The organism is Achromobacter xylosoxidans (assembly GCF_002192695.1).
In the GTDB taxonomy this organism is placed as follows: Bacteria; Pseudomonadota; Gammaproteobacteria; order Burkholderiales; family Burkholderiaceae_B; genus Achromobacter; species Achromobacter xylosoxidans_C.
This window is the reverse complement of record NZ_MTLG01000074.1, coordinates 18,299-44,943: the sequence shown is the minus strand read 5'-3', so window position 1 is coordinate 44,943 and position 26,645 is coordinate 18,299. Positions and strand designations below refer to the sequence as shown.

Genomic DNA, 26,645 nt, shown 5'->3' with positions numbered 1-26,645 from the left:
ATAAATAATAGCCATAAATTTGACATATAAATAGTTGATTCCTAGATTAATTTCAAAGGGCTGGGGCAACGCTTGCCGATGGCCGCAACACAGGGGAAGCACCGCCATGCATGCGTTGACACTGCCGTCGTTGTTGCTGGAGCAGGGCGCCCGATGGGGCGAGCGCACATGGGTACAGGCGCCGGGCGGCGCGCTGCGCTACGGCGACGCGCCCGGGCATGCGGCGGCCTGGGCCGCGCGCCTGGCTTCGGCCGGCGTCGCCCGCGGCGACCGGGTCGGGCTGATGGCCGGCAACCGCCATGAATTCCTGTCCATCGTGCTGGGCTGCGGCTGGCTGGGCGCGGTGGTCGTGCCCATCAACACGGCGTCGCGCGGCATGCAGCTGCAGCACATCCTGGCCAACAGCGGTTGCCGCTTGCTGGTGGCCGACGCCGCGTCCTGTCCGGCGCTGGCTGCGCTGGACATGCAGTCCCTGGCCTTGAACCGCATCTGGCTGCTGGACGGCAACGCCGACGCGCTGCCGGTGCGCGCGTGTCCGCCACCGCCCGTGCCGGACACGCCGCTGCCGCCGGCGGCCGACGTCGGTCCGGGAGATACGCTGGCCATCCTGTACACCTCGGGCACGTCCGGCCTGTCCAAAGGCGTGTGCTGTCCGCACGCGCAGTTCTATTGGTGGGGCAGGATCGCCGCGCGCAATCTGGAAATCGCCGAGAGCGACGTGCTCTACACGAGCCTGCCGCTGTTCCATACCAATGCCCTGAACGCCTGCTTCCAGGCGCTGGTCACGGGCGCGACCATCATCTGCGACGAGCGCTTCTCGGCCAGCCGTTATTTCGATCGCCTTGAGGCTACGGGCGCCACGGTGACCTATCTGCTGGGCGCCATGGTGCCCATGCTGCTGGCGCAAGCGCCTGCCGCGGCCGAACGGCGCCACCGTGCGCGCATTGCGCTGGCGCCGGGAGTTCCCGAACGTTTCCATGCGGCGTTCGCCGAACGCACCGGCATCGCGCTGCTGGAAGGCTACGGCTCCACCGAAACCAATTTCGCGTTGGGCGGCACGCTGGCCGAACAGCGCCCGGGCACGATGGGGCGCGCCGCGCCTGAATTCGACGCGATGGCGGCCGACGAACATGACGCGGCGGTGCCCGACGGCACGCCGGGCGAGCTGCTGCTGCGTGCCCACGAGCCGTACGCCATCGCCACCGGCTATTTCGGCATGGACGACAAGACGGTGCAAGCCTGGCGCAACCTCTGGTTCCACACGGGCGACCGGGTGGTGCGCGATGCGGACGGCTATTTCCGCTTCCTGGACCGCACGAAGGACGCCATCCGCCGACGCGGCGAGAACATTTCCTCGTACGAGGTGGAGCAGGTGCTGCTGGCGCATCCGGCGGTTGCCGCGGTGGCAGTCTATGCGGTGCGTTCCGATCTGGCCGAGGACGAGGTCATGGCGGCGCTGGTCTACAAGGCCGGACAAGCCATTGCGCCCGAGACGCTGCTGGATTTCTGCCAGCCTCGCATGCCGTATTTCGCCGTGCCGCGCTATCTGCGCGTGCTGGACGATTTGCCGCGCACCGAGAACGGCAAGATCCGCAAGTTCCATTTGCGGGACGAGGGTATCACCGGCGACGCCTGGGACCGGGACGCCGTCGGCTATCGCGTGGCGCGCTGAGCGCCGCAGGTTCTTTCAAACAGACTAGGGGCGGCAATGACGATGGCATACAAGGGGGCGGCCGCGGCCGCTGGCGACGACGCGCGCAGAAAGCGCACGCGGCGCGTGGTGATGGCGTCCGTCGCGGGCAACGCGATGGAATGGTATGACTTCTTCATCTACGGCACGGCGGCGGCGCTGGTGTTCGGCGAACTGTTCTTTCCCAAGGGCACCGACCCGCTGCTGGGCACCATGGGGGCGTTTGCCGGCTTTGCCGTCGGCTTTCTGGCGCGGCCGCTGGGCGGCGTGATTTTCGGCCATATCGGCGACCGCTACGGCCGCAAGCTGGCGCTGGAATGGACCCTGGGCCTGATGGGGGCCGCGACTTTCCTGATCGGGCTGTTGCCCACCTATGACCAAGTTGGTTTCTGGGCGCCGGTAGCCATGGTGGTGCTGCGTATCCTGCAAGGCGCGGCCGCGGGCGGAGAGTGGGGCGGCGGCGTGCTGCTGATCAGCGAGGCGGTCGGAGGCAAGCGCCGCGGCTACTTTTCGTCCTTCAGCCAGTTGGGCGTGGCGGGCGGCTTCGTGCTGTCCTCGGGCGTCTTCATGCTGGCGCAGCAGCTGCCGCAGGAAGCCTTCATGAGCTGGGGCTGGCGCCTGCCGTTTCTCTTGAGCGTGCTGATCTTCGGCGTGGGCCTTTACATCCGCAAGCACATCCCGGAAAGCGATGAGTTCGTGCAAGCCGCCAAGACCGCCAAGCGCGGCATGCCGGCAGTCGAAGTGTTCCGCCGCTATCCGCGCCAGGTCTTTACCGCGATGGGGCTGCGCGTGGCCGAGAACGGCGGTTCGTACATCTTCCTGGCGTTTGCGCTGGCCTATGGCAAGTTCCTGGGCATCCCCAACGACGTCATGCTGGGAGGCGTGCTGGTGTCCATGTTCATCGAGCTGGGCACGCTGGTCTGGTTCGGCCACCTGTCCGACCGCATCGGCCGGCGCACGGTGTACCTGATCGGTTCGGCCGGCCTGGTGCTGGTAGCGTTCCCGTTCTTCTGGCTGGTGCAGACCAAGGAACCTGTGTGGATATTCCTGGCCTTCTTCCTGGGCAACACGGTCTGCCACGCCGCGATGATCGGCACCCAGCCGGCGTACTTCGCCGAACTGTTTCCCGCGGAAGTCCGCTATACCGGACTGGCGCTGGGGCATGAACTGGCTTCTGTTTTCGCCGGCGGCCTGTCGCCGCTGATCGCCATGGCGCTGCTGCGCAAGTATGAATCGGCAACGCCGGTGGCGTGGTTCCTGGTAGGGATGGCCGCGGTCACGGTGTTGACCTTGCTGCTGACGCGCGAACCGCCGCGGCAGGAATCGGCATGAGCGCGGCGCGCGGCCCGGGCATCGTCGGCGTGGGTGAAACGCCTGCGCTGCGCCATCCCGGCCCCGAGATCAGCACGGCCGGCCTGATGGCCGACGCCATCGCCCAGGCACTGGGCAGCGCGGGGTTGACGCCAGGCCGTGTGGACGGGCTGGGCGTGGCGTCCTTCACCTTGCGGCCCGACCGCGCGATCGATCTGGCGTGGCGGCTGGGACTGCGGTTGAACTGGTGCATGCAGGACGAAATGGGCGGCGCCAGCGCCATCAATCTGCTGCGCCAGGCGTGGCTGGCGTTGCAGGCCGGCCAGGCCGAGACCATCGTGCTGGTCGCGGGAGACCACTTCACGGGCGCCGATTTCGCGGGGCTGGTGCGCGGCTACAACCGCAGCGCGCAGGACTATCTCAGCCCCCTGGGCTGCGAGGGGCCGAATCCCTTGTTCGCCATGCTCACGCAACGGCAGATGGCGCATACCGGCCTCACGCGGGAAGACTATGGCGCGCTGTGCGTCGCGCAGCGGCTATGGGCGGCAGGCAACCCCAACGCGGCGTATCGCGAGCCCATGAGCCTGGCGCAATACCTGGCCGCGCCCATGGTCGCGCCGCCGCTGGGACGCCTGGATTGCGTGCCGGTGGTCAGCGGCGCTTGCGCGCTGGTGCTGAGCGCGCGTCCGGCGGGAGTCAACGTGCGGCTGCTGGCCAGCGATGCGCGTTACAACGGCGACCAGCAGGAAGGCGACGGATTGCAGACCGGCATCGCGGCGTTTGCGCCAGCGCTCTGGCAGGGCGCGGGCCTGGGACCGCAGGATATGGATGTACTCAGCGTCTACGACGACTATCCCGCCATGGCGCTGGCGCAGCTCTGCGATCTGGGCTTGGCCCGCGAGGACGATCTGCCGGGCTTCATCGCGCGCCGCCTGGCCACCCGCGACTTGCCGGTCAACACAGCGGGCGGCCAGTTGTCCGCCGGGCAGGCGGGCACGGCCGGCGGCATGCATGGCCTGGTCGAAGTGGTCCGCCAGTTGCTGGGGCAGGCCGGGGAAAGGCAGGTGCGCGGCGCGCGCCACGGCGTGGCTACCGGCTACGGCATGGTGCAGCTGCGTTACGGCATGTGCGCCAATGCGGCCGTGCTGGCGCGGGAGGAAGCATGAGCGTCGACGTCAGCCTATGTTGCAGCTGCGGCCATCTGGTCTATCCCCTGCGGCTGTGGTGCCCGGCTTGCGGCCATGGTCAGGCGCGCGCGGCGGCGGTGGAGCAGGCGGAGTTGCAGGCCTGGACCGAGTTGCCGTCGCGGGACGGCGCGCCTGCCGCAATCATCGCCACGGTCCGGGCGCTGCCCGCAGGACCGGTCCTGGTCGTGCGGCTGGAAGAGCCGCCCACCCATGCGGGCCAGCGTTTGTGGCTATTCGAACGCGATATGGACGGGCAGCCTTTGCCTTGGGCCCGCGTCGCGGCAGAACCGCAGATCTGAAACGTCCACGCCTCAATCGCCGCTGGCCGGCGCCTGGATCGCCTCCAGGCGCTGTGCCAGCGAAGCCGCCGACAGCTCGCCCACGCGCAGGTCCACCAGCCGTCCCTGGGCGTCCAGGAACAGCGTGGCGGGCAAGCCGCGGTTGCTCATCTGGCGCGAGGCCGCGCCTGCGGGATCGAGCAGCACGTTGCGCAGCGACGGCGCGTGCTGCGCCAGGAACGCCGTGACGTCCGGCGGCGCTTCGGCCTGGTTCAGGAAGACGAAATTCACGTCGGGATGCGCCGCTTGCGCCGCGGCGAAGGCGGGCATTTCGCGGCGGCAGGGCGGACACCAGCTCGCCCACAGATTGATGACGGTGGGCTTGCCCTGGTAGGCCGCGAGCGCCGCGGGCGCGCCGTCCAGCTGGCGCAAGGCCAGCGCGGCCAGTTCGGGCTGGGCCTGCGGCGCGGGCGCCAGCCAGCGGCCGCCGCCTATCCAGACCGCGCTGGCCAACGCCAGCGCGCCCAGCAGCGCGGGCCGCGGCGCCTGGCGGCGCAAGGCCGCGTACAGCGTGTAGAGCCATGCCGCGGCAAGCCCGGCCATGCCGGCCCAGCCGCCATCGCGCAGGTCCAGGATCCGGAGCGGATTCTCGATGAAGTGGTCCTGGAACTGCCAGACGAAGCCGAGCCGGGCAACCACCAGGCCGATGATGAGCGCGCGCCACAACACCGTGCCGGTGTCGGGCCGGGACTGCTGCCTGCGGGTCAGCAACCTGGCGGCCAGCAGCCCGACGGCGGCGGCAACGATGAGGACCAGCAGGTCCGAGGGAAAGACGAGGGGACCGATGCGGATAGCGGGTGTCATGCGTGAACCTGGAACTGGCGCGGCGGGGATCAGGCCGCTTGCTGCAGCTTGGCCGGCGCCTGGGCGATGCGGCGGGTGATTTCGGTGGCAGCGCGGCAGACCAGGCCGGCCAGGTAGTCCTCGCGGAAGGCCGCGAAGGCGTCCTGCATGCCGATGAGCGTGATGCTGCCCAGCACATGGTTCTCTTCATCGAAGATAGGCGCGGCGATCCCGGTCTTGCCGGAATCCAGTTCGCCCGACGAGATGCAATAGCCGGCCTTGCGCACTTGCAGCATGGCCCGGGAAAAAGACTTCCAGTCCTGCCCCAGCCGCTGCATGTCGGGCGCATCGGCGTGCTCGTCGTAGACGCGGCGCAACTGGCGCGGCCCCAGATTGGCCAGGATCACGCGGGCGGTCGCGCTGCGCAGCAGCGGCATGTGCCGGCCGCGGCCGAAGTTCAGGGCCTGGGTATTGCGCCCCGCCTGCTGGTGCACGTTGATCACCTTGTCGTCGTAGCGCGCGCTCAGCAGCACGTCCAGCCCGGTCTGGCCGGACAGTTCCTCGATCAGGTCGCGGCTGACCGTCAGCATGGGGTCGTACTCCCGCATCTGCAGGTCCAGCGCGATGATGCGCGGACCCAGCGCGTAGCCGGCGGGCAGGCGCACCAGCAAGCCGCAGGCGCACAGCTCGCGCACGTAGCGGTAGGCGGTGGCGGGCGCGTAGCCCTGCAACTGGCAGATGGCGTCTACGTCCAGGACCGGCCGGTCGGGCTGAAAGAGGTCCAGGACATCGAGCATGCGGCGAAGACTGTTCATGTGTGTGAGGCGTGGGAAGGCAGACGTGCTGCGAGGGTGCACCAAGGGGCGCGTATTGGCAAATCGCCCCGCCGCGCGCGGCGCGCACGCGTGTGCATAGGACTTTCCTGCAGATCTATCAAATAGATAATTCTAATAAATTATCAGACATCAATCCGCCAAAAGAAATTGCACATTTATCAAATTACGATAAAGTAGCAAAAAAAGGAGGCGGTAATCATGACCGGAGCTAGTGCCTTGCTGGAGGCTCTGCGCAAGCAGGGCGTGGAAGTCTGTTTCGCCAATCCCGGCACCACCGAGCTGGATCTGGTGCGTGCGATGGAGGAGGTGCGCGGCATGCGCTGCGTGGTCGGCCTGCAGGAGAACGTCTGCACCGGCGCGGCCGACGGCTATGGCCGCTTGGCGGGCAAGCCGGCCGCGACGCTGCTGCATCTGGGGCCGGGCTTCGCCAATGGCATCGCCAATCTGCACAATGCTCGGCGCGCCCGCACCCCCATCGTCAACATCATCGGCGACCACGCCAGCTGGCACCTGGAATGCGACGCGCCCCTGACTTCCGACATCGAGTCGCTGGCGCGCCCAGTGTCCGGCTGGGTGGAGCGCATCGCGTCCGCCCAGGACGCCGCCGGCGCTGCGTGCGCCGCCGTGCGGGCCAGCCTGGCCGATGGCGGCCAGGGCGCGACGCTGATCTTTCCCGCCGACTTCCAGGCGGAAAGCGTGACGCCGGATTCGGCGGACGCTGCCGCCGAGGCTGCTGCGCAGCCCGAGACCTTCGACGCCGCCGCCGCATGGCAGCGCCTGAGCCGCGCGCAAAAGCCGCTGTTCCTGCTGGGCGGGGGCGGTCCCGCCAGCGGCCTGGGAGGCCGCGCGCAGATTGCCGCCGCGCGCCTGTGCGCGGCGCTGGGCGGTAAGGCTTACGCCGAAACCTTTCCTGCCAGATCGGAACGCGGGCAGGGCCTGCCGGACTTCGACCGGCTGCCGTACTTTCCTGAACCCGCGCGCGCCGCGCTGGACGCCGCCGATCTGGTGGTGCTTGTTGGGGCACTGCCGCCCGTTACCTACTTTGGCTATGCCGGCCATCCCAGCCGTCTGGTGCCGGCGGAACGCCTGCTGGAACTGGCGGCTCCCGGCCAGGACGCGGCCTCGCGCCTGGAAGCGCTGGCCGAATTGGCGGGCGCGCCGGCCTTCGAATCCGCCGCCGCGCCGCTGCCCGAGCCTGCACCAGGCGCCTTGACGCCGCAATCCATCGCCGCCGTGGTGGCACGGGCCTTGCCCGCAGACGCCATCGTCTCGGTCGAAGGCGGCACCTGCGGCTATCCGCTGTATGCCGCGTCCGCCGGCGCCGCGCCGCACACCGTGCTGACCAATACCGGCGGCGCCATCGGCCAGGGCTTACCGGTCGCCATGGGCGCCGCCATCGCCTGCCCGCAGCGACGCGTGGTGGCGGTGCTGTCCGACGGCAGCACCCAATACACGATCCAGGCGCTGTGGTCGCTGGCGCATGAAAACCTGCCGGTCACGGTGCTGATCGCCGCCAACCACCAGTACGCGATTCTGCGCAACGAGCTGCGCCGCGGCAACGCCGTGCTGGGCGAACGCGCCGCCGAACTGACCGCGCTGGACCGCCCGCGCATCGACTGGGTGGGGCTGGCTTCCAGCTACGGGGTGCAGGCCAGCCGCGCCGCGACCTCTGAAGAACTGGCCGCGCAGCTGGAATCCGCGCTGCGCCAGCCGGGACCGGTCCTGATCGAGATGGCGCTGTAGGCGCCGCCATATATACAAGGAGCATCAAAGCATGGACTTGCAACTCAAGGGGAAGGTCGCGGTGGTCACGGGCGGCAGCCTGGGCATCGGGCGGGCGGTGACCGAAGCGCTGGCGGCCGAGGGCGTGCGCGTGGCCATCGTGGCGCGCCGCCAGGCGCAGCTGGACGAAGTGGCGGCTGAAATCACCCGCGCCACGGGGGTGGAAGTGCTGGGCGTGGCGGCCGACGTGTCGGACACGGCCCAGGTCAACGCCATGATGCGGCGCGTGGCCGAACACTTCGGCCGCATCGACATCCTGGTCAACGGCGCTGCCCACCCGGGCGGCCTGGTGCGCAGCGAGATCGACGAGGCCGATCCCGAGGGCCTGCTGGAAGACATCAACATCAAGGTGGTGGGCTACATGCGCTGCGCCAAGGCGGCCGCGCCGCACATGCGCCAGGGCGGCTTTGGCCGCATCGTCAACATCGGCGGGCTGACCGGGCGCGGCAGCAAGCAGCTCTCGGGCATGCGCAACGTGGCCATCTGCCACATGACCAAGACGCTGTCGGACCAATTGGGTCCGCACGGCATCACGGTCAACGTGATCCATCCGGGCGTGGTCGAGACGCCCCACATCCATGAACTGTACGAAAAAGAAGCCGCCAAGCAGGGGCTGACTCCCGCCCAGGTCGAGGCCAACTATGCCAAGGCCACGCCCATACGCCGGGTGCTGCAGCCGGCCGAGATCGCCGACGCGGTGCTGTTCCTGGCGTCGCCGCGGGCAGGGGCCATCACCGGCGAATCGCTGGGGGTGGACGGCGGCATCACGCGCGGCATTTTTCTTTGAACCGCTGAACCTCATTCGGGGAGTCTGGATATGCAAGGCACGATACTGGTCGGCACGGCCGGCCAAGGAATACTGCGCAGCGTGGACGACGGCGCCACCTGGCACCGCCTGGGGCTGAAGGAAGCCATCGAGTTCGACGGCACGGTGCGCAGCCTGGCCGTGGACCCGGCCGATCCGCGCCGCGTGTTCGCCGGCGCCGACGCCGGCATGTGCGTCAGCACCGACGGCGGCGCGCATTTCACGCGGGTGGACAGCCCCATGAACGGCATGACCGTCTGGGCCATGGCCATCGACCCGACAGACCCGCGGCGCATGTATGCGGGCACCGGCGCGCCGTCGCGCGCGGCCATGTTCCGTTCGGTGGACGGCGGCGCCAGCTGGCAACGCCTGTCGCCCGAACTGCCGGAATTCTGCCGCGGCGTGAACCGCCCGCGCATCCTGTCAGTCTGCGTCGACCCCGACGACGGCCGCGAAGTCTGGTTCGGGGTCGAGGAAGGGGGCCTTTGGCACAGCCGAGATGGCGGCGATAGCTGGTCGCGCCAGGACGAAGAAGGCAATGCCGATGCCATCGCCAACCCCGACATCCATTGTGTGGCGGTGCTGCCGGCCACGGCCAGCGCGTCCAAGGCCGCCATGGTTCTGACCGTGAACTCCGTCTACCTGAGCGAGGACGGCCGGCGCTGGGACGGCGTGGCCTCCAAGTCGCGCTTTGACGGCATGTACTACACCCGCACGGTGCAGGCGCTGCCGGACGATCCCGACACGCTGCTGCTGGCCATCGGCGACGGCACGCCCGGCACGCGCAGCAGGATCTACCGTTCGTCCGACCGCGGCCGCAACTGGCAGCCGGCGCTGCTGCACACGCCGCCCAATTCCACCTTCTGGGCCTTCGGCGTGCACGCCGCCGACCCGCGGCTGGCGTTCGCCGGCACCAAGTACGGCCATTTGTTCCGCTCCACCGACGGCGGCCGCAGCTGGTTCAAGGAATGGCGCGACTTCAGCGAAATCACCGCCGTGGCCTGGACGCCGTACGCCGCGCCCGTGACCGCGCATCCCCAATCCATCAACTGACAACCCGCCCGAGACCGCCATGTCCACCAACACCACGCTTGCGCCGGCGGACCGCCGGCCGCGCATCGCGCGCACCCACCTGGCCCTGTTCGTGCGCGACCCGTTCGCGTCGGCGCCCTGGTACGAATCCGTGCTCGGCATGCAGGAGACCGCGCGCGGCGAGCAATGGGTGTTCCTGTCCTTCGGGCGCAAGCACCATGACATCGCCCTGATCCGCGCGGCCGAAGGCGAGCCCGCCCGCGGCCCCGTCAACATGCAGCACTACGGGCTGGAGATCGAGGGCGACGTGGACGAGCTGCGCCGCCTCTACGGCATGTTGCTGGCCAAGGGCGTGGAGGTGGTCAAGATCACCGACCACAAGGTCGGCTATGGCCTGTATTTCACCGACCCCGACGGCCACCGCTTCGAGTTCTTCTGCGAAACCGTGCATGGCGACGAAGAGGGCAAGCGAGTCCTGCATGACCACAACGCGCCCAGCGTCCCCATGACGCTGGATCCTCTTTGACAGCCCGCGCGGCGCATCCCTTCCTGATTCCTCACTTTCTGGAGCATCCATGAGCAACCCCAACTTCGGTCCCTACCGCATCCGCAAGTGGTATTTGCAAATCGACGACACCCTGGCTACTGAAACCGGCGAACCGGCCGACGGCGAGCCGCTGCGCAAGATCGTCATCGCGGCCGCGCTGCACAACCCCTATGCGGGACGCTTCGAGCGCGACCTGTCGGGCTACGTCGAACCCTCGGGCATGCTGGGCGAGGAATTCGGCCGGCGCATCATTGCCGCGGCCGGTGGCCAGCCACTGGAAAGCTACGGCAAGGCCTGCGTGGTGGGCACCGACGGCGAATACGAGCACGGCAATGCGCTCTTGACCACCATCTTCGCCGAGCCCGTGCGCGCCGCGCTTGGCGGCGGCAAGGCCTGGGTGCCGTCCACCGGCAAGCGCGGCGGACCCGGTACCGTCATCGACATTCCGCTGGCGCACAAGGACGCGCTCTATGTCCGTTCGCACTACGACAGCGTGACTGCGCTGTTCGGCGACGCGCCCAACCGCGACGAAGTGCTGATCGCCTTCGCCTTCGCCACCCGCGGCCGCCTGCATGCGCGCCTGGGCGGCATCCCTGCCAGTGAAATCCAGGGCAAAGACGGACTCTGCTGAAAGGAAGCCCACATGCAACGCCGCGACACCGACATCGCCGTCAACGGCATGACCCTGCATCTGACCGAGTGGGGTCCGCGCGAAGGGCGCCCGCTATTCATGTTGCACGGCATCCGGGGCTACGCCGAGACCTTCGCCGGCATCGCGCAGGCCTTGCAGCCGGACTTCCGCGTGCTGGCCTATGACCAACGCGGGCGCGGCGCCAGCAGCTGGGATCCGGAACGCAACTACTACACCGACGCCTACGTCGATGACCTGGCGGGCGTGGCCGACGCCCTGGGCCTGGACCGCTTCGACCTGCTGGGCCATTCGATGGGCGGCATTGCCGCCATCGTGTTCGCCGCCCGCCATCCGCAGCGCGTGCGGCGCCTGATCGTCGAGGACGCCGGTCCCGCCGCCTTCGAAGGCAGCGCGGGCGCGGCGCGCATCCAACGCGAACTGCGCGAGACGCCCGAGTCCTTTGCCGACATCGCCGCGGCGCGCGAATACCTGCGCGCGCTGCGGCCCAGCGTGACCGAGGCCGCCCGCGAGGAACGGCTGCGTCACATGTTGAAGGAGGACGGGGCGGGCGGCTGGACCTGGCGCCACGACCATGCCGGCATCGCCGCCACCCGGCTGGACCCCGATCCCGCGCGGGTGGTGGACCTGTGGCCGCAGGTCCAGGCGCTGGGCTGTCCGACCCTGGTCGTGCGCGGCGGGCGCTCGGACTACCTGCAGGCCCAGACCGCCCGCGACATGGCGGCGCGCAACCCGAACGTGGAGTGGGTCGAGATAGACGGCGCCGGCCATTACATCCATGACGACCGGCCGGCCGCCTTCGAGCAGGCCGTCGGCGGGTTCCTGCGGCGCGCCTGAGGCGAGCCCAAGGCGCAACCCGCCAGGCACTAGACAAGAATCCAAGGGAGAGCCGAGATGGCGCATATCGTAGAAGTGCCGGTGCTGGTGGTGGGCGCCGGGCCGGTCGGCGTAACGCTGGCCAATCTGCTGGGCAGCTATGGCGTGGAAACGCTGGTGCTGGAACGCAACCAGGACGTGCTGGACTATCCGCGCGCGGTGGGCCTGGACGACGAGGCCATGCGCACCTTCCAGAGCGCGGGGCTGGCCGATGAGATGCTGCGCGACATGATCCAGAACGTGCCCATGCGCATGTACACGCGGACCAAGCGCTGCTTTGCCGAGATCCTGCCGGCCACGCGTGAGTTCGGCTGGTATCGCCGCAACCTGTTTTCGCAGCCGCTGGGCGAGCGCACCCTGCGCGCCGGGCTGCGCCGCTTTCCCCATGTGACGCTGGAACTCGGCAGCGAGCTGCTGTCGCTGACGCAGGACGAACGCGGCGTCACGGTGCGGGTGCGCGATGCCGAGGGTGCGGAGCGCGAAATCCGCGCGCAGTACCTGCTGGCCGCCGACGGCGGCCGCAGCGCGGTGCGCGAGCGCATCCTGCAATTGCCCTTCGACGGCAACACGCATCCGCGCAAATGGGTGGTCATCGAATGCGACCAGGACCCCCTGGACGCGCCTTACACGGCGCTGCATTGCGAGCCGCGCCGCCCCTATGTCTGCCTGCGCCTGCCTTACGGCCTGCGGCGTTGGGAGTTCATGCTGTTTCCCGGAGAGGACGGCGAGCAGATGCTGCAGCCCGAAAAGGTGCGGGAACTGCTGCGCCACCACGTCGCCGACCCGGCCAGGCTCAACGTCATCCGCGCGCGGGTCTATACCCACAATTCGCGGGTGGCGCGCAGCTTCGTCGCGGGCCGGGTCTGCCTGGCGGGCGACGCCGCGCACCTGACCCCGCCCTGGATCGGCCAGGGCCTGAACGCCGGCCTGCGCGACGCCTTCAACCTGGCCTGGAAGGTGGCCTGGATCGTGCAGGGCCGCCTGGACCCGGCCGCCTTGCAGAGCTACCACGACGAACGCCACAGCCATGCCCGCGCCATGATTTCGTTGGCCGACATGTTCGGCGCCATGCTGTCGCAGACCAACCCGGTGCTGGCGGCGCTGCGCGACGCGTTCTTCCTGTCGATCAGGAACATTCCGAAAATCCGCGACTATGTGCTGCAGATGAAATTCAAGCCCATGCCGCGCTACAGCCGCGGCGTGGTGGGCGACAGCGCCGACAGGACGCAGCGCGAGTGCATCGGCCGCATGTTCATCCAGCCGCTGGTGGAAGGCGAGAACGGCGCCACGGAACGCCTGGACGAGGCGCTGGGCGCGGGCTTCGCCCTGATAGGCTGGCGCCGCGATCCGCGCGCCGGGCTGCCGCCGGCCCTGCGGGCGCAACTGGACAAGCTGGGCTGCCGTTACGTGGCGGCGCAGCGCGCGCGCAGCGGCTGCGATCCTGACGAGCTGCAGGCCGAGGCCTTGCCCGTGCTGCAGGACACGGAAAACGCGCTGCACTTCTGGTTCCAGCGCACCCGCGCGGACTGGGTCCTGGTGCGTCCGGACCGCTACGTCGCGGCGCTGGGTAGGCGCCAGGACGCGGCCGACGCCCTGGGCCGTTTTGCCGCCCGCTTCGTACCCGGAGCAGGCCAGATGGCCGCCCCGTCCGCGGACAGGCCGGCGCACGCGTCCGGGGCGATCCTGAACGGAGCACAGCCATGAACGCATCCGTCCAGCCCGCGGGCAACCCGGTGCGCAACGTGCTGTTCATCATGTGCGACCAGCTGCGCGCGGACCATCTGTCCTGTTATGGCGGAGCCGGCGCCTTGCGCACGCCGCACATCGACCGCCTGGCGCGCATGGGCGTTCAGTATGACCGGGCTTACGTGACATCCGCGGTCTGCGGCCCGTCGCGTGCGTCCTACTACACCGGCCGCTATCCGCTGTCGCACCGCGTCACCTGGAACCGCGTGCCGCATCCGGTGGACGAATGGTGCCTGGGCGAATACCTGGCCCAGGCCGGACTGCCGCTGCACCTGCTGGGCAAGACGCACTTCGTGCCCGACCGCGCCGGCTTGCGGGGCAAAGGCTATGCGGCCGAGGACGAACAACGTTTCCTGCAAGGCGGCTTCGTGCCCATCGAGCGCTACGACGGCCATTTCGAACTGGCCCAGGACAGCCCGTACCGCCGCTACCTGCGCGAACGCGGCTACGACAGCGAGCGGCCCTGGGAAGACTACGTGGTGGGCAGCCAGACCGCCGACGGCAGCATCGCCAGCGGCTGGCTGATGCGCAACGCGCCGCTGCCCGCCCGCGTGGACGCGGCCGACTCCGAGACGGCCTATCTCACGGACCGCGCCCTGGACTTCATGCAGGGGCAGGGCGACCAGCCCTGGGCGCTGCATCTTTCCTACATCAAGCCGCACTGGCCGTACAAGGCGCCGGCGCCATACCACGCCATGTATGGCGCGGAAGACTGCGCGCCGCCGGTGCGTTCGCAAGCGGAACGGGAGCGTCCGCATCCGGTGCATGGCGCCTACCAGCGGCTGGAAGAGTCGGAGTCCTTCGCCCGCGACGAGGTCTGGCGCAGCATACGGCCGGTCTACATGGGACTGGTCAAGCAGATCGACGACCAGGTCGGCCGGCTGCTGGACTACCTGGAGCGCAGCGGCAGGCTGAAGGACACGCTGATCCTCTTCACCTCGGATCACGGCGACCACCTGGGCGACCACTGGCTGGGCGAAAAGGAGTACTTCTACGACAGCGCGATGCGCGTGCCTTGCCTGGTCCATGACCCGGCGCCCGCCGCCGACGCGACCCGCGGCACCCGCAGCGACGCCTTCGTCGAATGCATAGACATCGTCCCCACGGTGCTGGAGGCGCTGGCGCTGCCGGGGCAGGAACACCGCATCGAGGGCCGCTCGCTGCTGCCGGGGATCCGCGGGAACGCCGACGCGGCGCCGCCCGCGCGCGAGTACGTGGTGGGCAGCCTGGACTACGCCTATCGCGAGGCGCGCCTGTTCCTGGGACGCGGCGAGCGCGAATGCACCGGTCTCATGGTGCGCGACGAGCGCTACAAGTATCTGCATTGGCAGGGCTATCCCGCGCAGCTGTTCGACCTGCGCGACGATCCGGGCGAGCTGCATGACGTGGGCGCCGATCCGGGCATGGCGCCGGTGGCCGCACGGATGCGGTCCGCGTTGCTGGACTGGCACCAAGGCCTCAAGCGCCGCGCCACCGAGACCGACGAGGAAGTACGCGAGCGCACGCATGCGCACGAACGGATGATGGGCATTCTGATCGGCCGCTGGTGAAGCGGACCGGTCCTGATCTGGATTTCCAGCCGCCCGGGCCCGTCCTGGCCCGGAGCGGCAACTCAGTCGCCGGACGCTTCCGGAACGACATATACAAGGGGAAGTACCATGGGATCGCCGTACCGTTGTTGTTTGCAACCCGTATTGTGGGCCGCGCTGGCGCTGTTGCCGGCGACCCAGGCCGCGGCCCAGGCCTGGCCCTCGGACACCGTGAAGATCGTGGTGCCGTATCCGCCCGGCACCGAACCTGACGTGCTGGCCCGCGACCTGGGCAACCGCCTCTTCAAGGAGAGCGGCAAGACCGTGGTGGTGGAGAACCGCCCCGGCGCCAACGCCATCATCGGCAGCGACTACGTCGCCAAGGCGGCGGGCGACGGCAATACCCTGCTGATGGTGGACCGGCTGGCGCTGGAGACCAACCCCTTCCTCTACGCCAAGGTGCCGTACCGCTGGCAGGAGGATTTCAAGCCGGTCACGGACCTGGGCCAGGTGCAGCTGTACGTGGCGGTCAGCAATGCCTTTCCGGCCAAGACCTACAAGGAATTCATCGACTACGCCCGGGCCAATCCGCAGCGCATCAATGTCGGCACCGGCGGCCAGGGCCATGTGAACCATCTGGGCATGGCCATGCTGGCCAGCGCCGAGGGCGTGCAGTTCACCTATGTGCCGTTCAAGGGCGTGGCGCCTGCCATGACCGCGACCATGGCAGGCGACGTGGACAGCGTCATGGCAGGCGGCCTGGCGGTGTCGGAACAGTACAAGGCCGGCAAGATCCGCGTGCTGGTTGCCGGCGCCTCGCAGCGGGCCGCCATGATGCCGGACGTGCCGACGCTGCAGGAGGCGGGCGGCAAGGCCGGCAGCATTCCGTCCACGGTCTTTACCCTGTTCGCGCCGGGCAAGACCCCGGACGCGCTGGTGGCGCGGATCAACCAGGCGGTGACGGCGGTCACGGCGGATCCCGCGTTTCGCCAGACCTACGAAGCGCGCGGCCTGCTGGTGCGCGGTTCCACGCCCGAGGCCACGCTGGCAGCCATGAAGGATGAGGCCGGCCGCTATGAAACCCTGATCAAGTCCGCGGGCATCAAGCCGGATTGAGCGCGGAGTCCGGGCGTCGCCGCGGGCGGCGTCCGGGCGCGTGGAAACGCGGGGCTGGCGCTATAGCGCCGTCAGCAGCCGTTCCAGGAATGCATCGCACTCGGCGAGTTGCGCGCGCGAGATGAACTCGTCGGGCTTGTGGGCCTGCGTGATGGATCCCGGGCCGCATACCACCACGGGCACGTCCAGGTGCCGGGTGAACAGCCCGCCTTCGGTGCCGAAAGCCACCTTGGTCTTGCCGGTGGCGGCGGGCAGCAGCGATTCCACGAAACGCACGGCCTCGCTGGCCGGATGCGTGTCCAGCCCCGGATAGGCGTTGACCTGTTCTATCCGGATATCCGCGGCGGGCGCGCGCAGGCGGGCCTGATCGCGGATGTCCTCGGCCGTCTGGCGCAAGGGCGCAAGCAGCGCGTCGGGATCGTCCTGGGCCAGATGCCGGATCTCGAAGTCGACCACGCATTCGTTGGGCACGATGTTCAAGGCTCGCCCGCCGTGGATGCAGCCCGCGTGGACGGTCGCGTAGGGCACCTCATAGGCCGGGTCGCGCGCGCCATGGGCCTGCAGCGCGTCCTGCAGGGCGCGCATGGCGCCCACCATGTCGCACGCCAGATGGATCGCGTTCAGCGCCCGCGGCGCCAGCGCGGAATGGCCTTCGAGTCCCTGGCAGACGGCGCGCAGGGCCATCTTGCCCTTATGGCCGGTGGCGATCTGCATGGAGGTCGGCTCGCCCACGATGCACAGCGCGGGCCGGGTGGGCGCCATTTCCATGACGTCCAGCAGCCGGCGCACGCCGACGCAGCCGATCTCCTCGTCGTAGGACAGCGCCAGCTGCAGCGGCCGCCGCAACGGGCGCTGGCTGGCCAGCAGCATCGCATTGACGGCACAGGCCACGAAGCCCTTCATGTCCGCCGCGCCGCGTCCGTACAACAGTCCGTCGCGCTCGGTCAGCGCGAAGGGCGGCACGGTCCAGGCCTGCCCGGCGGCGGGCACCACGTCGGTGTGTCCCGACAGCAGCACGCCCGGGACATCGGCGGGGCCGACGGATGCGTGCAGGTTGGCGCGGGTGCCGTCATCGCTGCGCACCAGCGTGCAGGCTATGCCGTGCGCCGCCAGCAGTTCGCGCACGGTCTCGATCAGCGCCAGGTTGGGCGTGAGGGTCACCGTGTCGAAGGCGATCAAGCGCGCCAGCAGCGCCTCGGAGGCGGTAGGCATGACGTTGCCGCCTCAGCCGGGAATGACGGCCGTCACGTCGATTTCCACCAGCCACTCGGGCCGGGCCAGGGCTGAAACCACGATGCCGGTGGACACCGGGAACACGCCCTTGAGCCAGCGGCCGACCACGTTGTAGACCTCTTCGCGGTAGCGCACGTCGACCAGATAGACGGTGAGCTTGCAGATATGCGAGAGTTCGCTGCCGCATTCCTGCAGCAGCATGGCGACGTTGGCCATGGCTTTTTCGGCCTGGGCGGCGACGTCGCCGACGCCCACCGATTCCCGGGTGTCCAGGTCCTGGCCGATCTGGCCGCGCAGGAACACGGTGTTGCCGGCGACCACGGCCTGGCACAGGTCGTTGTCCAGGCGTTGTTCGGGATAGGTTTGGCGGGTATTGAATTTGCGGATGCGGGTGTGGGCCATATTGAGTCCTGATGCGGCGGATGGATCTGGCGGCTATCCGGCCGTCAGTGGGGAAGGATCTTGGAAAGAAAGCGGCGCGCCTGAGGGCTGGCCGCGTCGCGGAAGAAGCTGTCCGTGGGGCTGTCCTCGATGATGGCGCCGTCTTCCATGAAGACCACGCGATTGGCCACGCGTCGCGCAAAGCCCATTTCGTGGGTGACGACCATCATGGTCATGCCTTCCTCGGCCAGCTCCACCATCACGTCCAGCACTTCATTGACCATCTCGGGGTCCAGCGCGGAGGTCGGCTCGTCAAACAGCATGGCCATCGGATCCATCGAGAGCGCGCGGGCGATGGCCACGCGCTGCTGCTGGCCGCCGGACAGCTGCCCCGGGTGCTTGCCCGCATGGGCGGACAGGCCCACGCGTTCCAGCAGCGCGCCGGCCTTGGCGCGGGCCGAGCCGATGTCCCGCCCCAGCACGATCTGCTGCGCCAGGGTCAGGTTGCGCATGATGTCCAGGTGCGGAAACAGCTCGAAGTGCTGGAACACCATGCCGACCTTGGTGCGCAGCTTGGGCAGGTCGGTGGCGCCGGTCACGGAGGCGCCGTCGATCAGGATGTCGCCGGCCTGGATCGGTTCGAGGGCGTTGACGGTCTTGATGAGGGTGGATTTGCCGGAGCCGGACGGCCCGCAGACCACCACGATCTCACCCCGGTTCACGCGCGTCGAGCATTGCTTGAGCACCTGATGGCTGCCGTAGAACTTGTCCACGCCGCGGATTTCGATGATGGGGGCGGGCGCGTTCATTTGTCGTAATGCCCTGCGCGGATGGACGCGCCGATGAGATTGAGGATCAGCCGGCCTGCCGTGATGCAGGAAATCTGGTTCAGATCCTTTTCGGGCTGGATTTCAACGATGTCCATGCCCACCACGCGGCCCTTGCGCACCAGGCCGTGGATCAGCTTGCGGGCCTGGACGAAGGTGACGCCGCCGGGCGCGGGGCCCGCGACCGCCGGCATGGTGGCGGGATCCATGCCGTCGGCGTCGATGGTCAGGTAATAGTTGCCGCCATCCGGAATGCGCTCGAGCACCGCGTCCATGCCGATGTCATGGAGTTCGTAGGCGGTGACCAGTTCGGCGCCATAGGCGCGCGCCGCCTCCAGCTCTTCCGGGCGGCCGCTGCCCTGGGCGCGCAGGCCGATCTGGATGATGCGGTCCACATGCACCATTTCGGAGGCGCGCCGGATGGGGCTGGACAGCCCGTCGCGCACGCCGTTGACGTCGTCGCGCCAGTCCAGGTGGGCGTCGATGTGCACCAGCGTGATCGGACCCTGCTGGTCCAGGCCGCGCAGGACCGGCGTGGTGATGCCGTGGTCGCCGCCCAGCACGATGGGCACGGCGCCCGCGGCGGCGATGCGCCGCACCGCGGCCTCGGCGCGTTCATAGTGCTCGCCGCGGGGCTTGGACAGGTCGGGGATGATGTCGCCGCAATCGACGAAGCGGATGTCGTCGCGGCCTTGCAGCAGCGGCCCGTCGATGTCGAAATCGTAGTGGCCGGGGCGGCGCACCACGCGGTCGGTCGCCTGGCGGATCGCCGTGGGCGCATTGGTCTGGTCGTTGCTGAAGTCCGCGGCCGAATAGGGCGAGCCGTAGGGCATGCCGAGCACGGCGACATCGGCCTGCAGGTTGTCCAGGTCCAGCGCCAGCGTGGAGTACAGCAGGGTGGGGTGGCCGGTGCGGGGAGGGACCGTATAGGTGCTCATGTTCTCGTTTCCTTGATGGTGGGAGGATCAGGCCTGGCGCGTCTTGCGGCGGACCAGGGTTTCCAGGCGGCGCCCCGTGCCGGCCATCAGCACGCTGCACACCCAGTAGATGAGGGCGGTGGTGCCCAGCACTTCCAGGTAGGCGAAGGTGTTGGCCGTGAGCAGGTTGCTCTGGTAGGTCATTTCCGGCAGGCTCATCACCGAAAAGATTGCCGAGTCCTTGAACATCATGATGACCAGGCTGGTGGTGGGCGGGATGAGAAAGCCGAACAGCTGGGGCACGACGATGTGGCGCTGCGTCTGCCAGTAGGTCATGCCCAGCGACAGGGCCGCGCTGGTCTGGCCGCGCGGCACGCTCTTCAAGGCCGCGCGCAGCACCTCGCAGAAGTAGCCGCCGGTGTAGAAGGCGGTGCAGCCGATGGCGACCGACATGGCCGAGGCCGGCACGCCCAGCTTGGGCAAGCCGAAGAACGACAGGTACACGAGGATCAGGTACGGAATGTTGCGCACCAGTTCCACGTAGGCCAGGGCCACGGGCCGCAACAGGCTGCGCGACTGCGCGGCATAGGCCGCGATCGTGCCGATCAGGATGCCCAGCGGAATGCCGATGAGGCTGACCAGGGCGGTGATCCGCAGGCCCTTGAGCAGGACGGGGACGGACTGCCCGACGATGGAGAGATCAATGGGCATTGGGCAGCATCCTGGACACGCGGCGCTCGCACAGGCGCGAGGCGGCCGACAGGCAGAAAAGAATGATGAAGTACACCGCGGCCGTCACGGTGAACACCTGCAGCGGCAGGTCGCTTTGCAGCGTGGCGTTGCGCGCCACCGTGGCCAGCTCCGGAACGGCGATGATGGACATCAGCGACGAGGCCTTCAGCAATATGGTGAGTTCGCTGGTCAAGGGCGGGACGGCGCGGTAGAACACCTGCGGCAATAGCACGTGGCGCCAGATCTGGCGGCTGCGCATGCCGAGCGCGCGCGCGGCCGCCACCTGGCCGGGCGACAGCGTGCCCAGCGCTCCGCGCAGGATCTCGACGATGTAGGCGCTGGTGTTACAGGCGAGCGCGCCGATCCCGGCCGCCAGCGGCGAAACCGAGATGCCCAGCAGCGGCGGCACCACGTAGTAGGCGATCAGCATGTGGATGAGCGCGGGCGTGCCGCGTATGGCGCTGACCCAGAACATGACCAGCCCGCGCAAGGGCGCGTAGGGGGACAGGCGCGCCAGCAGCAGCGCGACCCCGAGGCAGATGCCGATGGCGAACGCCGCCACCGAAGCCGCCAGGGTGATCGCCGTGCCCGAGACGACACCGTGCAGGAACGGCGCCAGGGCGCCGTTCTGATTCAACCAATCCAGCATGGGAGGTCCGCCTAGATCGCGCCGTCAGGCAGGTAGTTGGCGCGCGGCGTGTCCATGGGAGCGCCGAACCACTTCTTCTGCAGCTCCAGCAGCTGGTTGCTGGCGCGCAGCTCGTCGAAGGTGTCGTTGATGAACTGGCGGATTTCCAGGTCCTTGGGGTTGGCCACCCATGCCAGCAGCTTGGCCTGGCCGATCTCGCCGGCGATGCGGAACGCCCCCGGCTGCTTGCGCATCTGCACGGCCGCGATGTTCGAGGGCATCAGCGCCACGTCCACGGTCTTGTTGGCCAGCGCGTTGGAGACGTCCGGGTAGGCCTGGAACAGCTTGGTGTCGGCATAGCCCTTGCCGTTCTTTTCCTTCAGCCGCTTTTCGAATTCCTCGGCCACCGGCTGGGAAGACGACCCCATCTGGGTCCCGATGATCTTGCCGGCGATATCCGTGTCCTGCTTGATGGACGCGTCGTCCACCCGCACCATCAGCACCGAGCGCACCACGCCCACGGGCTGGGTGAAGGCGAAGCGGCGGGCGCGTTCCGGGGTGATGCCCACGCTGGTCGCGACGAAATCGAACTTGCGCGACATCAGGCCCGGCAGCAGGCCCTGGAATGGCAGGTTCATCTGTTCCAGCTGTACGCCGAGCTTGGCCGCCATGAGCTGGAGCACGTCGTGCCCATAGCCCACCACCTTGCCGTTTTCGACGAATTCGAACGGTTCGTAAGCGGCTTCGGTGCCCACGGTCAGCTTGCCGCGCTTCTTGATGTCGGCCAGCGATCCGCCCTCGGCGCAGGACAGCGAGGGCAGGGCCAGCGTGGCCCCGGCTGCGAGCGTGGTCGCGACAAAACGCCTTCTGGACAGGTTCTGCATGATTTTTCCCTTGTATGTCGTCATGGTTCCGGCACCGGGCCGGCGGATATCCCTTGCGGGAATTGCCGGGGTCTGCGCCCCTGGACGCCAGTGCTGGGCCCACTGTATCTGCCGGGTTGGGTTGTGAAAAATGATTTTTTTAGTGGTATGGTTTCAAAAACCAATACCTTTCCAGAGCCGCCGCCTTGTCCCGTCCCGAGTTCACCGAACGCGACCTGCGTTCCCTGCGGATCTTCTGCGCCGTGGCCCAGGCCAATGGCTTCGCGGCGGCGGAAAAGCAGTTGCACATGTCCAAGGCGTCCATCAGCCGGCACGTGCGCGAGGTCGAGGAAACCCTGGGCGTGCGGCTATGCGACCGCGGGCCTTCGGGCTTCGAACTCACGCAGGCGGGCAAGGTCGCCCTGGAACTGGCGCGCGATGCCCTGAAATCGCTGGAGCGGATCCGTCCCGAAATCGATGCGGTGCGCGGCGTGCTGTCGGGCACCCTGTCCATCGGCATGGTCGAACACGTCATCACCGACGCCGACTGCCATATCCCTGAAGCCCTGGCGGCCATGCGTGTCGAAGCGCCCGACGTCAAGGTCGAACTCACCGTCATGACCTTCAACGAGTTGGACCAGGCGCTGCGCGAGCGGCGGGTGCAGGTCGCCATCCGCGGCATGTACCGGCGGGAAAGCGGCTTCAACTACCAGCGGCTGTTCATCGAGCGGCACCAGATCTTCGTGGCGCGCGGCAGCGTACGGCAGGCCCGCGACCTGCCGCTGGTCTACCGTTCGCATCCTTTCGTGCACGACGCGCTGGGCGTCTACGGCTTTGCCCGCGGGCCGGAGGCCACCGGGCTCGAGGCCATCGCCATGCTGGTGTCGTCCGGCCACTGCGTGGGCCTGCTGCCGGCCCACTATGCCGACTCGGTCTCGCGCCGCCACGCCTTGACCCGCCTGCCGGGCGGGCCGACCTACGAGAATACGCTCTGCGCGATCACCGAGGTGTCGCGCCCGGGCTCGCGCGCCGTGGAGCTGTTCCTGCGCCTGCTGGAGCGTTTCCACCCGGCGCAATAGCGCACGCCGGCCCGGGGCGACGCCCACAGTCGCGGGGGAGGCTAAAATACCGGCTCGCGGCTTTTTGACTGGCCATTCCGGCATTCTTCATTCTTGCGCCCGGCGCATCCATAACGATGAAAAAACTGACAGCTGTACTCCTCGCTTCCGCAACCGCGCTGCTGACCGCTTGCGGCCCCAGCGACAATGCGCCCGCCGCCAGCGCGCAGGCGCCCGCCGCCGCCAAGAAGGTCGTGGTTGGCCTGGATGACAACTTCCCGCCCATGGGTTTCCGCGACTCGAACAACCAGATCGTCGGTTTCGACATCGACATGGCCAAGGAAGCCAGCAAGCGCCTGGGCCTGGAAGTGGAGTTCAAGCCCATCGACTGGAGCGCCAAGGAAGCCGAACTCAACGGCAAGCGCGTCGACGTGCTGTGGAACGGCCTGACCATCACCGAAGAGCGCAAGAAGAACATCAGCTTCACCGCGCCGTACATGGCCAACCACCAGATCATCATCGTCGGCAACGCCTCGCCCGTGAAGCTCAAGGCTGACCTGGCCGGCAAGGTCGTCGGCGCCCAGGACGGCAGCAGCGCCACCGACGCCATCGCCAAGGATCCGGTCGCGGCCCAGATCAAGGAAGTCAAGAAGTTCGGCGACAACGTCACCGCCCTGATGGACCTGGCCGCCGGCCGCCTGGACGCCATCGTGGTGGACGAAGTGGTGGGCCGCTACCTGATCAGCAAGCGCGCCGGCGAATACCGCGTGCTGGACGAGAACTTCGGCACCGAAGACTACGGCGTCGGCGTGCGCAAGGACGACACCGAGCTGTTGGGCAAGCTGGACAAGACCCTGGATTCGATGAAGCAGGACGGCACCGCCGGCCGCATCGCCACCCAGTGGTTCGGCGCCAACATCATCAAGTAAGGGGCGGGCGGCGTCCGCGGCCATCCGGCCCGGGCGCCCCGGCCTGTATTTCGCAGCCCGCCGCGGCGCCGATGCGCCAGGCGGGCTTACTCATGAAACGATCTTGCCCCGGCGTCCACCGACGCTGACGGCGCGAACCCAAGCATGGACTACGTACTCTCCCTATTGGGGCCATTGGCGCAAGGCGCGAAAGTCACCTTGACGCTGTTTTTCATCACGCTGGCGCTGGCCGTCCCGCTGGGCCTGGTGCTGGCGCTGGTGCGGATCTCCAAATGGCGGCTTGCCAGCAGCCTGGTCAACGGCTACATCTGGCTCATGCGCGGCACGCCGCTGATGCTGCAGATGCTGTTCATCTACTTCGCGCTGCCGTTCGTGCCCGTGATCGGCATCCGCCTGCCGGACTTTCCGGCCGCCGTGGTGGCCTTCGCGCTGAACTACGCCGCCTATTTCGCCGAGATCTTCCGCGCCGGCATCCAGTCGGTGGACCGCGGCCAGTACGAGGGCAGCAAGGTCCTGGGCATGACCTATCTGCAGACCCTGCGCCGCATCGTGCTGCCGCAGATGGTGCAGCGGGTGCTGCCGCCCATGAGCAACGAGACCATCACTCTGGTCAAGGACACCTCGCTCATTTACGTGCTGGCGCTCAACGACATTCTGCGCACGGCGCGCGGCATCGTGCAGCGCGACTTCACGACCACGCCGTTCCTGGTCGCCGCCGCCTTCTATCTCATCATGACGCTGATCCTGACGTGGTTCTTCCAGCACATGGAAAAGCGCTATGCCAAATATGACCAGTAATCCTCCGTCCGCGCGTCCCGTCATGATCGAGGCCCGCGAAATCATCAAATCCTTCGGCGCCAACCGCGTGCTGGACCGGGTATCGCTGAGCCTGGGCCAGGGCGAAGTGGTCGCCGTGATCGGGCCGTCCGGTTCCGGCAAGAGCACCTTCCTGCGCTGCCTGAATCACCTGGAAACCATCGACGAGGGCAGCATCGAGGTCGAAGGCGAGGCCATGGCCCGCGCCGTGCCGGGCGGACACAGCCAGTACGCCAGCGACGCCGACGTGCGCCGCATCTGCCGCAAGATGGGCATGGTGTTCCAGTCGTTCAACCTGTTCCCGCACATGACCGTGCTGCAGAACATCATCGAGGCGCCCATTACCGTCAAGGGCATGACCCGCGCCCAGATCGTGCCCAAGGCGGAAGAGCTGCTGCGCAAGGTCGGCCTGTTGAACAAGCGCGACAACTATCCGACGCGCCTGTCCGGCGGCCAGAAGCAGCGCGTGGCGATCGCCCGCGCGCTGGCCATGGAACCGGACATCATGCTGTTCGACGAGCCCACCTCGGCGCTGGACCCGGAACTGACCGGCGAAGTGCTGCGCACCATGAAGCAGCTGGCCGACGAACGCATGACCATGCTGGTCGTCACCCATGAAATGGGCTTTGCGCGCGAAGTCGCGCACCGGGTCATCTTCATGGACGAAGGCCGCATCATCGAGGAAGCGCCCTCGGCCGACTTCTTCCGCGCGCCGCAAGAGGCGCGTAGCCGCGAGTTCCTGGCGCATATGCTCTGAAGCGCCGGCGTCGCAGGAAAAAAGCCCGCTCAGGCGGGCTTTTTCATTCGACCACAGTGCTTGTCACTGCCGGGCGATGCCCAGGGAAGAGCGGACCGTCTCCGCAATGAGCGCAAAGGGCAGCGTCTGGGCGCTGCGCGGGAGTTTGACGGAACTGAAGCCGTCGGCCAGCCAGCCCGCCACGGCCTGGTCCGGACGCTCTTGCGGGGAGGCCGCGGCCATTGCCTTGGGCACGGAGATGGCAAGCAACAGGGACTCTTTCTTCGCGTAGTACCTGGCGCTGGAGGACAAGCCTTCTGGCGCGTAGTCGGTGATGCTGCCGCCGATCCACATTTCCACGTCGATGGTCCGCAGGCCGGCGACCGCCAGGTCGACCAGCGCGGACTTCAGCCTGGGCCGGAGCAGGACGATTCCGGCGAGCCAGGACACGCCGGCCTCCGGGCCGCCCATTCTTCCACTCAAGGAAACTTCCATTGACACTCCTGAAAAGCTAGCGTGAGCGCCGGGGCACGACCATGGGGCTGCCGGTCTCGGGATCGGGCATGACGCGGCAATCCAGATCGTAGACCTGGCGCATCATGTCCTCGGTCACGACCGAACCGGCATCGCCGTGCGCCGCGATCCGCCCATCGCGCATCATCACGATCCTTTCGGCGTAGCGCAAGGCCAGGTTGAGGTCATGCAGGACCACCACCAGTGTGCGGCCAGCGCGATGCAGCCGGGCGCACAGCTCCAGCAGGTCCAGCTGATGGCGGATATCCAGGAACGTGGTGGGTTCGTCGAGCAGCATGATGCCGGCTTCCTGGGCCAGCACCAGCGCCAGCCAGGCGCGCTGGCGCTGGCCGCCGGAAAGCGTGTGCACGGGCTGCGCGGCAAGTCCGTCCAGATCGGTCGCCGCGAGGGCGGCGTCGACGGCGCTGGCGTCCGCCGCCGACCATGGCCGCAGCAGGGACTGATGCGGATAGCGGCCGCGGGCGACAAGGTCGCGCACGGTGACCATCTCGGGCGCGATCGGGTTCTGCGGCAGGTATGCCAGGCGGCGCGCCACCGATTTCCGGCGCAGGGTGGCGAGGTCGGCGCCGTCGAGCAGGGCCTGGCCATGGCCGGGAGGCACGGCGCCGCCCAACACGCGCAAGAGCGTGGACTTGCCGCAGCCGTTGGGACCCAGGATCACGGTGAACGAGGCCGGCGCAATGTCCAGCGTCAAGCCGTCCAGCACGCGGCGGTCGCCGTAAGACAGGCTCACGTCCCGGAGCTGGAGGACGGGGGCGGGCATT

At 68.2% G+C, this 26,645-nt stretch carries 28 protein-coding genes; 17 read left to right on the top strand and 11 right to left on the bottom strand.

What is annotated here, in order from left to right; translation table 11 throughout:
• The first annotated feature begins 49 nt into the window (after positions 1-49).
• The 4 genes from BRO63_RS13740 to BRO63_RS13725 are packed head-to-tail and all read left to right on the top strand — an operon-like array spanning position 50 to position 4,487.
• On the top strand, positions 50-1,672 hold the full coding sequence (locus BRO63_RS13740; RefSeq protein WP_256943311.1) for an ATP-dependent acyl-CoA ligase: 1,623 nt from the start codon (positions 50-52) through the stop codon (positions 1,670-1,672).
• Positions 1,673-1,708: 36 nt separating this feature from the next.
• A complete protein-coding gene (locus BRO63_RS13735; protein ID WP_059379722.1) occupies positions 1,709-3,022 on the top strand; it encodes an MFS transporter in 1,314 nt (437 codons plus the stop codon).
• Positions 3,019-4,167 carry a thiolase family protein gene (locus BRO63_RS13730; protein ID WP_088140334.1) on the top strand — a complete coding sequence of 383 codons (1,149 nt, stop codon included), beginning with the start codon at positions 3,019-3,021 and terminating at the stop codon, positions 4,165-4,167. The genes BRO63_RS13735 and BRO63_RS13730 overlap by 4 nt, the downstream gene beginning before the upstream one ends.
• Entirely contained in the window at positions 4,164-4,487 is a 324-nt protein-coding gene (locus BRO63_RS13725) for a hypothetical protein (RefSeq protein ID WP_088140333.1), read from the top strand. The genes BRO63_RS13730 and BRO63_RS13725 overlap by 4 nt, the downstream gene beginning before the upstream one ends.
• A 12-nt stretch (positions 4,488-4,499) precedes the next feature.
• Here BRO63_RS13725 and BRO63_RS13720 read toward each other — a convergent pair whose 3' ends face one another.
• Positions 4,500-5,330 carry a TlpA disulfide reductase family protein gene (locus BRO63_RS13720; RefSeq protein WP_088140332.1) on the bottom strand — a complete coding sequence of 277 codons (831 nt, stop codon included), beginning with the start codon at positions 5,328-5,330 and terminating at the stop codon, positions 4,500-4,502.
• Positions 5,331-5,359: 29 nt separating this feature from the next.
• Positions 5,360-6,124, bottom strand: a complete 765-nt coding sequence (locus BRO63_RS13715; protein ID WP_256942906.1) for an IclR family transcriptional regulator — start codon at positions 6,122-6,124, stop codon at positions 5,360-5,362.
• Positions 6,125-6,343: 219 nt separating this feature from the next.
• Between BRO63_RS13715 and BRO63_RS13710 the strand changes: the two genes are divergently transcribed.
• The 9 genes from BRO63_RS13710 to BRO63_RS13670 all read left to right on the top strand — a co-directional run bounded on the left by BRO63_RS13710 (position 6,344) and on the right by BRO63_RS13670 (position 16,227).
• Entirely contained in the window at positions 6,344-7,888 is a 1,545-nt protein-coding gene (locus tag BRO63_RS13710; RefSeq protein ID WP_088140330.1) for an acetolactate synthase large subunit, read from the top strand.
• A gap of 31 nt (positions 7,889-7,919) precedes the next feature.
• Positions 7,920-8,714 (top strand): SDR family NAD(P)-dependent oxidoreductase, encoded by a 795-nt coding sequence (locus tag BRO63_RS13705; RefSeq protein ID WP_088140329.1) that lies wholly within the window; start codon positions 7,920-7,922, stop codon positions 8,712-8,714.
• Positions 8,715-8,744: 30 nt separating this feature from the next.
• On the top strand, positions 8,745-9,785 hold the full coding sequence (locus BRO63_RS13700) for a WD40/YVTN/BNR-like repeat-containing protein (RefSeq protein WP_088140328.1): 1,041 nt from the start codon (positions 8,745-8,747) through the stop codon (positions 9,783-9,785).
• Between the two features lie 19 nt (positions 9,786-9,804).
• Complete coding sequence (locus tag BRO63_RS13695) at positions 9,805-10,290, top strand: VOC family protein (protein ID WP_088140327.1); 486 nt, start codon at positions 9,805-9,807, stop codon at positions 10,288-10,290.
• A gap of 49 nt (positions 10,291-10,339) precedes the next feature.
• The gene (locus BRO63_RS13690; protein ID WP_088140326.1) at positions 10,340-10,942 is read left to right on the top strand and encodes an amino acid synthesis family protein; all 603 of its coding nucleotides are present in this window, start codon (positions 10,340-10,342) and stop codon (positions 10,940-10,942) included.
• A gap of 12 nt (positions 10,943-10,954) precedes the next feature.
• Complete coding sequence (locus BRO63_RS13685; protein WP_088140325.1) at positions 10,955-11,797, top strand: alpha/beta fold hydrolase; 843 nt, start codon at positions 10,955-10,957, stop codon at positions 11,795-11,797.
• 57 nt (positions 11,798-11,854) lie between these two features.
• Positions 11,855-13,540, top strand: a complete 1,686-nt coding sequence (locus BRO63_RS13680; RefSeq protein WP_088140324.1) for a bifunctional 3-(3-hydroxy-phenyl)propionate/3-hydroxycinnamic acid hydroxylase — start codon at positions 11,855-11,857, stop codon at positions 13,538-13,540.
• Entirely contained in the window at positions 13,537-15,132 is a 1,596-nt protein-coding gene (locus BRO63_RS13675) for a sulfatase-like hydrolase/transferase (protein WP_088140323.1), read from the top strand. The genes BRO63_RS13680 and BRO63_RS13675 overlap by 4 nt, the downstream gene beginning before the upstream one ends.
• Before the next feature lie 132 nt (positions 15,133-15,264).
• Complete coding sequence (locus tag BRO63_RS13670) at positions 15,265-16,227, top strand: Bug family tripartite tricarboxylate transporter substrate binding protein (protein WP_256943301.1); 963 nt, start codon at positions 15,265-15,267, stop codon at positions 16,225-16,227.
• Positions 16,228-16,287: 60 nt separating this feature from the next.
• Here the strand turns inward: BRO63_RS13670 and argE are convergent, their stop codons facing one another.
• From argE to BRO63_RS13635, 7 genes are read right to left on the bottom strand one after another with little or no spacing between them, the layout of a single operon-like run.
• Positions 16,288-17,439 carry an acetylornithine deacetylase gene (gene argE / locus BRO63_RS13665; protein WP_088140321.1) on the bottom strand — a complete coding sequence of 384 codons (1,152 nt, stop codon included), beginning with the start codon at positions 17,437-17,439 and terminating at the stop codon, positions 16,288-16,290.
• Between the two features lie 12 nt (positions 17,440-17,451).
• Positions 17,452-17,862: a RidA family protein gene (locus BRO63_RS13660; protein WP_088140320.1), complete on the bottom strand. Its 411-nt coding sequence runs from the start codon at positions 17,860-17,862 to the stop codon at positions 17,452-17,454.
• Between the two features lie 44 nt (positions 17,863-17,906).
• Positions 17,907-18,650, bottom strand: coding sequence for an amino acid ABC transporter ATP-binding protein (locus BRO63_RS13655; protein WP_088140319.1), 744 nt, complete (start codon positions 18,648-18,650; stop codon positions 17,907-17,909).
• A complete protein-coding gene (locus BRO63_RS13650; protein ID WP_088140318.1) occupies positions 18,647-19,606 on the bottom strand; it encodes an agmatinase in 960 nt (319 codons plus the stop codon). Before BRO63_RS13650 ends, BRO63_RS13655 begins: the two co-directional genes overlap by 4 nt.
• 27 nt (positions 19,607-19,633) lie before the next feature.
• Positions 19,634-20,296 (bottom strand): amino acid ABC transporter permease, encoded by a 663-nt coding sequence (locus BRO63_RS13645; RefSeq protein ID WP_088140317.1) that lies wholly within the window; start codon positions 20,294-20,296, stop codon positions 19,634-19,636.
• A complete protein-coding gene (locus BRO63_RS13640; protein WP_088140316.1) occupies positions 20,286-20,966 on the bottom strand; it encodes an amino acid ABC transporter permease in 681 nt (226 codons plus the stop codon). Before BRO63_RS13640 ends, BRO63_RS13645 begins: the two co-directional genes overlap by 11 nt.
• 11 nt (positions 20,967-20,977) lie before the next feature.
• Positions 20,978-21,829 carry a transporter substrate-binding domain-containing protein gene (locus tag BRO63_RS13635; protein ID WP_088140315.1) on the bottom strand — a complete coding sequence of 284 codons (852 nt, stop codon included), beginning with the start codon at positions 21,827-21,829 and terminating at the stop codon, positions 20,978-20,980.
• 185 nt (positions 21,830-22,014) lie between these two features.
• Between BRO63_RS13635 and BRO63_RS13630 the strand changes: the two genes are divergently transcribed.
• From BRO63_RS13630 to BRO63_RS13615, 4 genes are all read left to right on the top strand, one after another.
• Positions 22,015-22,887, top strand: coding sequence for a LysR family transcriptional regulator (locus BRO63_RS13630; protein WP_054454549.1), 873 nt, complete (start codon positions 22,015-22,017; stop codon positions 22,885-22,887).
• A gap of 116 nt (positions 22,888-23,003) precedes the next feature.
• Positions 23,004-23,795, top strand: a complete 792-nt coding sequence (locus tag BRO63_RS13625) for an amino acid ABC transporter substrate-binding protein (RefSeq protein ID WP_054454547.1) — start codon at positions 23,004-23,006, stop codon at positions 23,793-23,795.
• Positions 23,796-23,939: 144 nt separating this feature from the next.
• Positions 23,940-24,593 (top strand): amino acid ABC transporter permease, encoded by a 654-nt coding sequence (locus BRO63_RS13620; protein WP_054454544.1) that lies wholly within the window; start codon positions 23,940-23,942, stop codon positions 24,591-24,593.
• 22 nt (positions 24,594-24,615) lie between these two features.
• Positions 24,616-25,368 (top strand): amino acid ABC transporter ATP-binding protein, encoded by a 753-nt coding sequence (locus tag BRO63_RS13615; RefSeq protein WP_088140430.1) that lies wholly within the window; start codon positions 24,616-24,618, stop codon positions 25,366-25,368.
• A gap of 63 nt (positions 25,369-25,431) precedes the next feature.
• Here the strand turns inward: BRO63_RS13615 and BRO63_RS13610 are convergent, their stop codons facing one another.
• Together BRO63_RS13610 and BRO63_RS13605 are read right to left on the bottom strand one after the other, a co-directional pair.
• The gene (locus BRO63_RS13610) at positions 25,432-25,842 is read right to left on the bottom strand and encodes a hypothetical protein (protein WP_143219473.1); all 411 of its coding nucleotides are present in this window, start codon (positions 25,840-25,842) and stop codon (positions 25,432-25,434) included.
• Positions 25,843-25,858: 16 nt separating this feature from the next.
• The gene (locus BRO63_RS13605; RefSeq protein WP_218824095.1) at positions 25,859-26,644 is read right to left on the bottom strand and encodes an ABC transporter ATP-binding protein; all 786 of its coding nucleotides are present in this window, start codon (positions 26,642-26,644) and stop codon (positions 25,859-25,861) included.
• Position 26,645 lies beyond the last annotated feature (1 nt).